Raw genomic sequence first — 12,582 nt, 5'->3', positions numbered from 1 at the left:
CGAATGATTGTATATGTAGTCAATATGGGAATTGTTTATATTTGGTCATGGTTCGCGAAAATGTGCGGCGGGCGTGATCAATCGCTTTCGACCGGATACCGGCCGAATCAGCTCGTCATGCTCGTTCCGCTGCTATCGCTGGTATTGGTCTCCGGTTTGCGCTACAGAGTCGGGACGGATTTTCAGACGTACGCGCTGATGTACAAGCTGGCGGGAAATTACGGCAGCATTTGGGAGATCTTCGGGTTCGGAGCGAAAAAAGCAGCCGTTGATCCGGGGTTTACGGCTCTCATCTGGCTCATGAATTTTATCACGAAAGATCCGCAAATCATGTATTTCACCGTGGCGGTCGTGACGTGCAGCTTTATTTTAAAGGGGCTCGTTGAGTTCGGCCGTCCGTTTGAGCTGAGTGTATTTTTGTTTTTGGGCACGTATCACTATTACGCTTCTTTTAACGGGATCAGGCAGTATATGGTGGCGGCCGTTTTGTTTTGGGCCGTCCGCTACGTGATCAGCGGAAGCTGGAAGCGTTATATGTCAATCGTGCTGCTGTGTTCGCTTTTTCATTCCTCAGCGCTGATTATGATTCCGGTTTATTTTCTCGTCAGAAAAAGAGCATGGTCGCCCGCGATTTTCGGACTGTCGGCATTGTTTCTTCTTATGACGTTTCTGTATCAGAAGTTCATTTCGCTGTTTGTCGTCGTGCTGGAAAACAGCTCGTACGGCCATTATGAGAAATGGCTGATGACCAATACGAACGGGATGAACGTCGTAAAAATCGCGGTGCTGCTGCTGCCGCTGTTTTTGGCTTTCTGCTATCGGGAGCGGCTGCGGAAGCTCTGGCCTGACATTGATGTCATCGTGAATTTCTGTCTGCTCGGCCTGCTCTTCGGTCTTTTGGCGACAAAGGATGTTATTTTTGCCCGGTTTAATATATATTTCGGCCTGTATCAAATGATCCTGATCCCTTATTTTGTGAGGATTTTTGATGAAAAATCAAATGCGCTGATTTATATCGCCATTATTGTCTGTTATTTTCTTTACAGTTACTTGCTTATGCCGGTCGATTCGTCTGTGCTTCCGTACAGAACGATTTTTTTCCCGGTAATGGACACTGGAGGTTTATATGGAAACACCCGCGGTCAGTTTATTAATTGCTGTGTATAATACGGAAACTTATTTAGAAAGATGCTTAGATTCATTGCTCAATCAGTCGCTCGCCAATATCGAAATCGTGGCCGTTAATGACGGATCAACGGATCAAAGCCCGGCCATTCTTGAAACCTATCAGAAGCGGGATGAGAGAATCAGGGTCGTTCATCAGCAAAACCGGGGGCTCGGCGCGGTCCGCAACAGGGGAATCGAGGCGGCGCGCGGCGAATTTATCGCTTTTATTGATGCGGACGACTGGGTTGAACCTGATTATTGCCTCAGCATGTATGAAAAAGCGAAGGCTGATCAGTCTGATCTCGTGATTTGCGAATATGCGGCTGAATTTGCGGATACGGGGAAAACCGCCGTTTCAACGATCGCTTCAGCGTACGAGGGCCGCCCGAAACAACGGTACCTGAAAGATTTATTTGAAGGAAGAGTCAGCGGTTTTTCATGGAACAAGCTGTACAAAAGATCCATGATCGAGCATCATCAGCTGCGCTTTCCGCTTCGTGATGAGCTGGAGCACGTGGAGGATCAGTACTTCAGCCTCCGGGCGCATGTTTTCGCAGGTGCCGTCTCATACGTGGATCAGCCGCTCTATCATTATCGGATTCACTTGACTTCCATTGTGCAAAGCTATCAGAAAAAGCTGTTTGACTCAGGTCTCGTTCTCTATCGGCTGAACGAGGCTTTTTTGCGTGAAAACGGCTGCTTACAGGAATACCGGCAGGAGCTGGATTTTTTCATCGTTCAGCACGGAACGGTCTGCCTGCTGAATGAATGGAAGCGGAATAACGGAGGCCGGTTTTCTGAGAAGTGGAAGAATATCAGCCGGATATGCGCTGATCCCGTATTCCGCCTGAGCCTTTCCAAAACGGGAACGGCGCCGTTTGACGCCAAACGCTCATGCCTTCTGCTTTTGGCGAAGCTGAAGCTGATTCCGTTCGTGTCGCTGGCATCAGCCGCGTATCAGCGGGCAATCGAGTACAAAATGAAAATCAGAGGGTGAAGACATGTCGATACAATCTTTAAAAATCAATCTCGCGGAATGGCTGTTGCTTAAAGTCAAATACCCGTCCCAATTTCATTTCGGAACGGCAGCGGATGGGGCGGGGCTTACAGCGGCAAGAAAAAGATCATTCTGACGCTGCTCCCGTCCCACGATAATCTCGGCGATCACGCCATCGCCTACGCAAGCAAAACGTTTCTTGAACGGGAGTATCCCGATTTTGACATTGTCGAGGTGGATATGAAGGATATATACAGATCGGCAAAAGCGCTGATCAAAAAAGCGCCACCCCGATGATATGGTATTCATCATCGGCGGCGGGAACATGGGGGATTTGTACCGGTATGAGGAATGGACGCGCCGCTTTATCATAAAAACATTCCGGCAATATCGGATCGTTCAGCTTCCGGCGACGGCTCACTTTTCTGAATCAAAAAAGGGGCGGAAGGAACTGAAGCGCGCCCGAAAAGTGTACAATGCGCATCCCGACCTTTTGTTAATGGCGAGAGATGAGACGACGTATCAATGGATGAAGCGTCATTTTCCCGGAAAAACAGTGCTCAAACAGCCTGACATGGTCTTATATTTGGATAAAAGCGAGCGGCGCATCCCGCGGGAAGGGATCTACCTCTGTTTACGGGAGGATAAGGAGAGCGCGCTGACGGCTGAGGACAGAACGATGGTAAAAGAAGCTTTGGCCAAAGAGTACGGAGAGCTGTATTTCTTTACCACGACGGTCGGCCGGAGGGTCAGCCGCCATACACGCGAAAAGGAGCTGGAAGCGCTTTGGAATACGCTGAAAGGCGCGGAAGCCGTCGTCACTGACAGGCTTCACGGGATGATTTTTTGTGCGCTGACGAAAACGCCTTGTGTCGTCATTCGTTCGTTTGATCATAAGGTGATGGAAGGCTATCAATGGCTGAAAAACATACCGAACATGACATTGCTTGAACGTCCCGACCCTGAAGCCGTAACATCCGCCGTAAATCGGCTGCTCAGCGGCAAGCATGAGGAAGGCGGTTCTTTGCGAAGTGTTTATTTTGCCGGGCTGCGCTCGAAAATCAGCGGTGATGCCCAATGACCGCGCCGCTTGTGAGCGTGATCGTGCCGATGTATAAGACAGAGCCTTTTATTAAAGAATGCGCGGTTTCTTTAACAAAACAGACGCTGAGAGACATCGAAATCATTTTCGTCAATGACGGTTCACCGGATCAGTCAGGCCGGATGGCTGAACAATTCGCCGCAGAAGATGCGAGAATCCGGGTGATTCATAAAGAAAACGGCGGCCTCAGCTCGGCCCGCAATGCCGGAATAAAAGCCGCCCGCGGCCGTTATATCGGTTTTGCGGACGGCGATGACTATGTGACGGAAACGATGTTCGAGCGGCTTTATGAAGAAGCGGAGAAGAACCGGCTGGATATCGCCGGCTGCGGTTATTATAAGGAAACGCCGTCTAAAGAAAGAACGTATATGCCGCCGTCCCTTCCGCCGGGCCGCGTCTTCACAGCGGATGAAATGACTGCATTGCTGACCCGCGCGCACGAACATCGGTTTATTTGGTATGTGTGGCGCTATATATACCGGCGAGAAGCATTGCAAGGGCTGTTGTTCCATGAAGATATCCGGTTTGCCGAGGACTCTCCGTTTAACTTGGCAGCGTTCCGCCAAGCCGCGCGTGTCAAAGTGATAGACGAAGGGCTGTATATCTACCGGGAAAATCCGCAAAGTCTTACAGAAACACCGTTTAAGCCCCGCTTAGATCACGAACTGCAAAAGCAATATGCAGCGAAAATGGCTTTTTATGAGGAAAACGGGCTGACGGACGCCTGCCGGAGCGATATTGATACGTATTTGTGCAAGCATCAAATTCCGATGCTGATCGCCAACGCATGCGCCGCCCCGCAGCCGTCACACCAGATTACGGCGCATATCGGCAGAATCTTAGCGTATGACATGGTAAAAACGGCGGTGCGCAGGACGCCGTGCCGCCATAAACAGCTGCTGGCCGGGGAGCGCGTGGTGCTCGGTCTGTGCAAAATGCGCCTTCCTCTTCTTCTGCATGCGTTTTTCGAACGGAAATCGAAAGAGAAAGGCAGTGCGGAAGGAGCATGAAATTTGCCATTAATTTCGGCGCCAATGTGACGGCGTTTTTACTATCGGTGTTTTTATCAGTGTGGATGACGCCCTTTATTGTGAAAACATTAGGTGTTGAGGCCTTTGGGTTTGTCCATCTGACACAGAATATCATTAACTATTTCTCTATTATTACCGTTGCGCTGAGCTCTGTCGTTGTAAGGTTTTTCTCCGTCGCCGCCCACAGGGGGAACAGGGACGAGGCCAATGCGTATGTAAGCAACTATTTAGCCGCGTCTGTCGTGATATCTCTATTACTCGCTGTGCCGCTCGCCGGGACTGCTTTTTTTATTGACAAGATTATGAATGTACCGGCCGGGCTCTTAACGGATGTGAGGCTGTCTATCGTAATCGGCAGCGTGCTGTTTATGCTGACGTTTTTTATGGCGGGGTTCGCGACGGGGCCGTTTTTTGCCAACAAGCTTTATATCACAAGTTCCATTCAGGCCGTGCAAATGCTGGTCAGGGTGCTGTGTGTGCTCGCTCTGTTTACGTGCCTGCCGCCGAAGATCTGGCAGATCCAGCTTTCGGCATTAGCGGGAGCCGTCTGTGCAGCTGTGCTGACTTTTTCTTCTTTAAGAAATTGATTCCATGGTTTTCTTTCAGCCGTAAAACCTTGTCATTACAGACGAGCAAAGTGCTGTTTTCGGCTGGTGCCTGGAGTTCTGTCAACCAGATCGGCGTGCTGCTGTTTCTGCAGATTGACCTCATGACGGCCAACCTCGTGCTGGGGCCGTCTGAAGCGGGTGTCTATGCGGCGATTATTCAATTCCCGCTTCTGCTCAGAAGTCTTGCCGGGACGCTTGCTTCACTGTTTGCGCCGGTTTTGACTTCCTATTATTCAAAAGGCGATATGGAAGGTCTCCTGTCTTACGCCAATAAGGCCGTGCGGATGAACGGGCTTCTCCTCGCGCTTCCCGCTGCGTTATTAGGAGGGCTTGCCGAACCGTTTCTGGCGATTTGGCTGGGCCCGTCGTTTGTGCAGACGGCGCCGCTTTTATATATTCACGCCGCGTATTTGGCGGTCAGTCTCTCTGTCATGCCGCTTTTTTACGTATGGACGGCTTTTAATAAACAAAAAACGCCCGCCGTCGTTACTTTATGTTTAGGCGGACTGAATGTCATATTGGCCGTGGTTCTCAGCGGACCGGCACATCTCGGGCTGTACGGCATCACCATTGCCGGGGCTGTCTCCCTCATTTTGAAAAATGCCGTCTTCACACCGCTGTATGTTTCGCATATTACCGGCTTTCAGAAAACCGCGTTTTACAAAGGCATGTTCGGACCGTTGGCGGCGGCCGTATTTGCCTGGGCCGTCTGCCGGGGTATCCGGCTGTTTTCACCGCTTGACAGCTGGGCCGGTCTGATCGCCGCGGGGCTTGCCGTATGCATAAGCTATGCCGCATTCGCTTTTTTCTTCATTTGTACGAAAGAAGAAAGGCGGCTTGCTTTACAGAAATGCCGAAAAGTGAAAGGAGCTGTTCAGATTTGAAGGCGAAACGTGTATTTGATATAGCGGCCGCGACGCTGTTATTGTGCGGCGCGAGTGTCATTCTTCTCTTCGCCATGGCAGCCGTCAGATGCGCCATCGGGTCTCCGGTATTGTTCAAACAGACGAGACCGGGGCATAATGGGCGTCCGTTTACGTTGTATAAACTCAGAACGATGACGGATGCGCGTGATGAAAACGGTGTGCTGCTTCCGGATCATCTGCGCCTGACCAAAACGGGAAGGCTGATCAGAAAACTGAGCATCGATGAGCTTCCCCAGCTTTTTAATGTGCTCAAAGGCGATATCAGTCTGGTCGGCCCCCGCCCTTTGCTGATGGATTATCTGCCGCTTTACACGGCGGAGCAGGCGAGGCGGCACGAGGTGAAGCCGGGGATTACGGGCTGGGCGCAGGTCAATGGGAGAAACGCGATTTCATGGGAGGAGAAATTCAAGCTCGACGTGTGGTACGTCGACAACCGCACCTTTCTTCTCGACTTAAAGATTCTGCTTTTAACAGTGAAAAAAGTTCTCGTGTCAGAAGGCATACACCAAGCCGGCCATGTGACGGCAAAGCGCTTCACAGGCAGCGGAGATATGTCATCGTGAAAAAGGTCGTGCTGATCGGAAACGGCGGACACGGAAAAGTCGTGAAGGAAATCGTGCAGGCCCGTTCCGATATGGAGCTTGCGGGCATATTGGACGACGGATTCAGCGGTTTTACCGCTCGGAACGGTTTATATACGGGCCGGACGGAAGACGTGCACATGCTTCGGAAACTCGTCCCCGAGGCCGTGTTCACGATATGCATCGGCCGCAACGGCGTCAGAAAGCAGTTCGCTGAAACGCTTGGGATTGAAGATGCCGATTATGCTTCACTCATTCACCCCGGGGCGATCGTCAGTGAAACGGCTTCCGTCGGACACGGAACGGTTGTGATGGCGGGGGCCGTCATTCAGGCGGGCGCTGACATCGGCGCCCATTGCATCATCAATACGGGGGCGGTTGCCGATCACGACAATGCAATCGGAGATTACGTCCATCTTTCACCGCGCGCGGCGCTTGCCGGCGGAGTGAAAGTCGGGGAAGGAACGCACATCGGAATCGGCGCGTCCGTCATACCGCAGATGGACATCGGCCCTTGGTCCGTTATCGGCGCGGGGGCTGCGGTCATCAGCAGAATTCCCGGCCATGTGACGGCGGTCGGCGTTCCGGCCCGCGTCATCTCCCCTATCCATAATGAAAAAGGATGATTTCATGCAAACAAACAAACGGATTTATTTGTCTCCGCCTCATATGAGCGGAAAAGAACAGGAATACATCGCAGAAGCCTTCCGATCCAATTGGATTGCCCCGCTCGGTCCGCTCGTCAATTCGTTTGAAGCGCGGCTCGCGGAATATGCGGGAGTGAAAAGCGCGGCGGCCGTAAGCTCGGGAACGGCCGCCATCCATCTTGCCCTGCGGCTTGCGGGTGTGAAAAAAGGAGACGCTGTATTTTGTCCTTCCTTTACGTTTGTCGCCACGGCGAATCCGATTGTGTATGAGCAGGCTGAGCCCGTTTTTATTGATTCGGAATGGGAGACGTGGAATATGTCGCCCGATGCGCTTGAGCGGGCGCTGCGGGATGCAAAGCGGCGCGGCAGACTCCCGAAAGCGGTGATCGCCGTCAATCTTTACGGGCAAAGCGCGAAAATGGATGAATTAATGAGCCTTTGTGACGCATACGGCGTCTGTCTGATTGAAGACGCTGCCGAGTCCTTAGGATCAACATATAAAGGCAGGCAGAGCGGCACGTTCGGCCGTTTCGGCATTTATTCCTTTAACGGCAACAAAATCATTACAACATCGGGAGGCGGCATGCTCGTGTCTGACGATGAAGCCGCGATTGAAAAAGCGAGGTTTCTTGCGTCACAGGCGAGAGATGCCGCCGTTCATTACCAGCACAGCGAGCTCGGTTACAACTACAGGCTCAGCAACATTCTCGCGGGCGTGGGGATATCGCAGCTGGAAGTGCTTGAAGATCGCGTCCGGGCGAGGAGAGAAATCTTTCACCGGTATCGGGAAGCGCTGGAAACATATCCGGGCATCCGCATGATGCCGGAGCTTGAAGGAACGGTTTCAAACCGCTGGCTGACGGCTCTGACGCTTGATAACGGCGTGACGCCGGAAGAAGCCGTCGCCTGTCTTGCGGAACAGAACATTGAGGCCCGGCCGCTGTGGAAACCGCTGCATACGCAGCCGCTTTTCTCATCTTCCGTCTTTTATCCTCACAGCGAACATGAGCGTGTCTCTGAGAACCTTTTCAGCCGGGGCATCTGTCTGCCGTCCGGGTCTGACCTGTCTTCTGAGGAGCAGCAGCGTGTCATTGACGCACTTGCGCAACTGTTTGAAACGAAAGGGGAGAAAACATGGACAGCCGCCATGTTATGAGCCGATTAAAAGAGACGCTGACGGGTCTGCACAGCGTTATACCGCCGCAATCCGACATCATATATGCCGACTATCCCCTCTACGGAAATGTAGGGGATTTATTGATTATGAAAGGGACGGAGGCGTTTTTTAAAGCGCACGGCATCCGCGTGAAACAGCGCTGGAATCCCGACAATTTTCCATTCGGGCGCCGGGCGGACAAAAAGACGATCATCGTCTGTCAGGGTGGCGGAAATTTCGGGGATCTCTATCCGTACTATCAGACGTTCAGGGAAAAAATCGTCAAATCCTTTCCGGAAAACAGGATCGTCATCCTGCCGCAATCGATTTATTATCAGGATAAGACACGGCTGCAAAAGACATCGGCGCTTTTTGCGGAGCATAAGGATCTCCACCTGTTTACGAGAGATCATCTGTCATACGAGACTGCGAAACGCTTTTTTTCGGCGAATCATATCGGGCTTATGCCTGATATGGCCCATCAGCTGTATCCGATCGCGGCGTCAGCGGCTCCGTCACGCGGCAGGCTTCATTTTATCCGCACGGATGGGGAAATCAACCCGAAGCTGCAAAACAATTCTTCCGTTAAAAGCTGTGACTGGCAGGATGTTCTGTCAGCAAGCGACCGCAGGGGAATCGCTTTTTTCCAAACGCTGAATGTTTTGAATAAAAAAGCGGGAAACCCGCTGTCGATTGCGCGGTTTTGGAAACGCTATTCCGATTTCTTAACGAAAAAAGCGGTCCTGTTTTTCAGCAGGTACGAATCGGTGGAAACGTCAAGGCTCCACGGCCACATCCTGTCCTCGCTTCTCGGGAAACCGAATACCGTCATTGATAATTCATACGGGAAAAACGCGAACTATTATTACACCTGGACGCACGAAGCGCCGGACGTCCGGCTGATCGGTGAAACCGCCGGCACGAAGGAAAACCTTCCGCTTTGAATGAGCGGAAGGTTTATTTTGTTTCTCCGCGTTTTACTTTGTTGTACGCCTCATCCAAATGCTGAATTCTTTTGAGCACAACCGAGTTTTTCGTCAGCTGATCCTGTACAAGGGTTGAGACGACGGAGCGGTAATAGCTGTTCATCGCATGAATTCGGTCTTCATTCGGATTCATTTCAATGTGCTGTGTAAAGTTTTCAATAAAATAGGGAACAGAAAAAAGTTCTGACATCTATAAAGCAACTCCTTTTAATAAGTATATACGGTATGAAACCAATCATGTACAATGAAAAAGGGGAGTGAGCATGATGGATATCAAACTTCAGCAAACACAAATGTTAAAGCCTCAATTAACGCAAGAGCTTAAACAGGCCATCACATTACTCGGATACAATTCCGCGGAACTGGCCGGATATATTGATGAGCTCTCACTGGAAAACCCTCTGATTGAACGAAAGGAAACAGACACGCCGCCACTATCTTACCATAAAACAAATAAAACAGGATGAAAGAACGGGACGGAAGCCAGCAGATCAGACTTACCCGTAAAACGCTGCAGGATTCGCTCAAACAGCAAGCCTTAGACATGAAGCTGTCCGATGATGAGAAAAAAATTTTCAATTATCTGATACATTCATTGGATTCAAACGGATATTTAAAAGAGGACATATCAGCCGCCGCCGACCATGTATCCGCTTCACAAGAGGAGACGGAAGCGGTTTTGAAAAAGCTTCAATCCCTTGAGCCCGCGGGAATCGGCGCCCGGTCTTTGCAGGAATGCATCCTTCTTCAGCTCCGCCGTCTGCCTGAGCGGAACGAACAGGCGGAATGGATTGCCGAAGCCTATTTTGAGCTATTTGCCAGAAAGAACTGGAAAGCGCTTACACTGAAAACGGGCATTCCGCTTAAAGACATTCAGGGCATCGCTGACATGATCAGCGCGCTTGATCCGAGGCCGGGGCTCCGTTATGCGCATGAGGAGCCGGGTTTTTACGTAGAACCGGATATTTTCATCACGGTGAAAAACGGCATCATTCAAGCGCGGCTCAACAGCCGTTCGTTTCCTGACATCCAGCTTCATGCCCATTATCAGCCGCTCCTGTCAGCTGCCGGGTGCCGTGACACGAAAAATTATCTGTCGGCAAAATATCAGGAATGGCGCTGGCTGAACCGGGCTTTGTCGCAAAGAAAACAAACGATCACGAGAATTATCGGCGTCCTGACTGAACGGCAGGAATCCTTTTTTCTCACAGGAAAAAGCGGAATGCAGCCGCTGACCTTAAGAGAGGTGGCAGAAACGCTGGAGCTCCACGAATCAACGATCAGCCGGGCCATCAAAGGGAAGTACGTTCAGACGCCGTACGGACTGTATGAAATGAAAACATTTTTCTCGGCGAAAGCTGAATCATCGGGGGACGGCGGCGCCTCCAATTATGCCGTAAAAGCGCATCTGGAAGCATTGGTCCATAAAGAAGATAAAAAGAAACCTTTTTCAGACCAAAAGCTTGCCGATCTGCTGCATGAACAATATGACATCCGAATCTCAAGGCGCACCGTCGCCAAATACCGTGACCAATTAAATATTCCGCCGTCATCGGCGAGAAAACGGTACAGCTGAAACCTCCCCGAGCCAAACCCCGGGGAGGTTCTCCGTGTTACGGGATCATCCATGAAAACAGATGATGCTGTAAAAATGTAATGAGACAGACGAGCAGAAGCAAAAACAGACTGTGCTTAATCGTAAAGCGGAAAAGGCCGGCTTCCTTGCCCGCCAGACCGACAGCGGCACAGGCCACCGCAATGGATTGCGGAGAAATCATTTTTCCGGTGACACCGCCTGATGAATTGGCGGCAACGGAGAGAACCGGGTCCATCCCGACAGAGAGCGCCGTCACCTTTTGCAATCCGCCGAACAATAGGTTGGCCGATGTATCAGAGCCGGTAATAAATACGCCGAGCCAGCCGAGCACCGGCGAAAAAAGGTAAACATCGCGCCCGTCATGGCAAGCGCAAGACCGAGTGTCGTGCTCATGCCGGAAGCATTCGTCACATAAGCAAAGCCGACAACAGAAACAATGGTCACAACCGGAAGCGTTAACTCTTTCACCGTTTCAATAAACGCTTCGCCCCACGTCTTCCACGACATGCCGAGGGCGAACTTGGAGATGACGGCGGCAATCAGAATCGCCGTCCCCGCTGAACCGAAAAGCTCAAGTTTGTATACGGCTTCAATCGGCGTGCCGTCCGCCTGAAGAATCTGCTGATTTACAAATGGGACGGGAGGCGTGAAGGTCAATGCGCGCCCGGCTGCATTCAGCCAGGAAAGCCACATTGACGTTCCTTCATAATGACCGGTTAAGGCAGCCTTCACGCCGGGAATCCCCCAAACGGATATCATGGCCGTCAGAAGAAGGAAAGGAGACCACGCTTTAAACACCGCGGCGCCCCCGTACTTGATCGGCGCACGGTCAGCGGCCGCTGCTGATTCCCGTTCTGCGGCGAAACGAAAGGCCGTTTTCGGTTTCCAAAATTTCAAAAACAGAGCGAGCGCGGCCATGGAAACAAGCGCCGACAGCACATCCGGAAGCTCGGGCCCTAAAAAATTCGAGCTTGCGTACTGCACGGCCGCAAAGGAGACGCCGGAAACAAGAATGGCCGGCCATATCTCAAAAGCCTTTTTAAACCCGCTCATTAAAATGATTAAGTAAAGCGGAATAAAGACGGATAAAAACGGAAGCTGCCGGCCAACCATTTGGGAAATTTCCATTGCAGGTATCCCGGTCGGACCTTCGACGGCGGTAATCGGAATGCCGATCGCACCGAAGGCAACGGGGGCCGTATTGGCAATCAGGCAAATTCCCGCCGCATACAGCGGCTGAAAACCAAGTCCGACGAGCAAAGCGGCCGAGATCGCGACGGGAGCGCCGAAACCGGCGGCGCCTTCTAAAAATGCCCCGAATGAAAAGGCGATGAGCAGCGCCTGCAAACGCCGGTCATCTGTAATTGAGAGCACCGAACTCCGGATAATCTCGAACTGTCCCGTTTTCACGGTGATTTTATACAGAAAGACCGATGTGACGATAATCCAGCCGATCGGAAGCAGCCCGTACACCGCTCCCTGAGAAGCGGACATCACCGCTTTTTCCGCCGGCATGCCGTAAACAAATACAGCGATTAAAAGTGAAACGGCTAACGTTAAAAGCCCCGCTATGTACCCCTTCATCCGTTTCACCGCAAGCGCCCAAAAAAAGAAGATAATCGGCACGAACGCGCAAGCTGCCGATAAAAGCAAATTTCCCCCTAAAGGAGCGTACCCCTGTGTCCATTGCATCCCTAAAAAACCCCTCCTTATGTCATGTAAACGATTACTTTTTATGATAAGGTCATCTGATGACCGGGTTAATTAGCATTATATTTTGAAAG

At 51.4% G+C, this 12,582-nt stretch carries 7 protein-coding genes and 5 pseudogenes; 10 read left to right on the top strand and 2 right to left on the bottom strand.

Translation table 11 applies throughout. The annotated features are described in order from the left end of the window. Positions 1-3: 3 nt before the first annotated feature. The 9 genes and pseudogenes from epsG to D368_RS07870 all read left to right on the top strand — a co-directional run. Positions 4-1,098: pseudogene (gene epsG, locus D368_RS07910) on the top strand (biofilm exopolysaccharide biosynthesis protein EpsG); the annotation flags it as partial. Positions 1,099-1,126: 28 nt separating this feature from the next. Next, entirely contained in the window at positions 1,127-2,164 is a 1,038-nt protein-coding gene (locus tag D368_RS07905) for a glycosyltransferase family 2 protein (RefSeq protein ID WP_128574701.1), read from the top strand. Positions 2,165-2,168: 4 nt separating this feature from the next. After that, positions 2,169-3,245, top strand: a pseudogene (locus D368_RS07900) (polysaccharide pyruvyl transferase family protein). Continuing rightward, positions 3,242-4,276 carry a glycosyltransferase gene (locus tag D368_RS07895; RefSeq protein ID WP_128574700.1) on the top strand — a complete coding sequence of 345 codons (1,035 nt, stop codon included), beginning with the start codon at positions 3,242-3,244 and terminating at the stop codon, positions 4,274-4,276. Before D368_RS07900 ends, D368_RS07895 begins: the two are co-directional and overlap by 4 nt. Beyond that, positions 4,273-5,789: pseudogene (locus D368_RS07890) on the top strand (MATE family efflux transporter). The gene D368_RS07895 and the pseudogene D368_RS07890 overlap by 4 nt, the downstream one beginning before the upstream one ends. Beyond that, positions 5,786-6,394 (top strand): sugar transferase, encoded by a 609-nt coding sequence (locus D368_RS07885; protein WP_128574699.1) that lies wholly within the window; start codon positions 5,786-5,788, stop codon positions 6,392-6,394. The pseudogene D368_RS07890 and the gene D368_RS07885 overlap by 4 nt, the downstream one beginning before the upstream one ends. Beyond that, positions 6,391-7,038: an acetyltransferase gene (locus D368_RS07880; protein ID WP_003151567.1), complete on the top strand. Its 648-nt coding sequence runs from the start codon at positions 6,391-6,393 to the stop codon at positions 7,036-7,038. Before D368_RS07885 ends, D368_RS07880 begins: the two co-directional genes overlap by 4 nt. Positions 7,039-7,042: 4 nt before the next feature. After that, positions 7,043-8,215: a DegT/DnrJ/EryC1/StrS family aminotransferase gene (locus tag D368_RS07875; protein WP_017418873.1), complete on the top strand. Its 1,173-nt coding sequence runs from the start codon at positions 7,043-7,045 to the stop codon at positions 8,213-8,215. Then, a complete protein-coding gene (locus tag D368_RS07870; RefSeq protein WP_101562450.1) occupies positions 8,194-9,159 on the top strand; it encodes a polysaccharide pyruvyl transferase family protein in 966 nt (321 codons plus the stop codon). The genes D368_RS07875 and D368_RS07870 overlap by 22 nt, the downstream gene beginning before the upstream one ends. Positions 9,160-9,172: 13 nt before the next feature. Here the strand turns inward: D368_RS07870 and yvfG are convergent, their stop codons facing one another. After that, positions 9,173-9,391 carry a protein YvfG gene (gene yvfG, locus D368_RS07865; protein WP_003151570.1) on the bottom strand — a complete coding sequence of 73 codons (219 nt, stop codon included), beginning with the start codon at positions 9,389-9,391 and terminating at the stop codon, positions 9,173-9,175. Between the two features lie 76 nt (positions 9,392-9,467). Between yvfG and rpoN the strand changes: the two are divergent. Next, positions 9,468-10,777 (top strand): annotated as a pseudogene (gene rpoN, locus D368_RS07860) (RNA polymerase factor sigma-54). Positions 10,778-10,814: 37 nt separating this feature from the next. On the opposite strand, the pseudogene lutP reads toward rpoN, so the two are convergent. Next, a pseudogene (lutP, locus tag D368_RS07855) lies at positions 10,815-12,490 on the bottom strand (L-lactate permease LutP). Positions 12,491-12,582 lie beyond the last annotated feature (92 nt).

The organism is Paenibacillus lentimorbus NRRL B-30488, from assembly GCF_000411595.1.
In the GTDB taxonomy this organism is placed as follows: Bacteria; Bacillota; Bacilli; order Bacillales; family Bacillaceae; genus Bacillus; species Bacillus velezensis.
The sequence above is the reverse complement of the archived record's forward strand: the minus strand, read 5'-3'. Positions and strand labels throughout refer to the sequence as shown.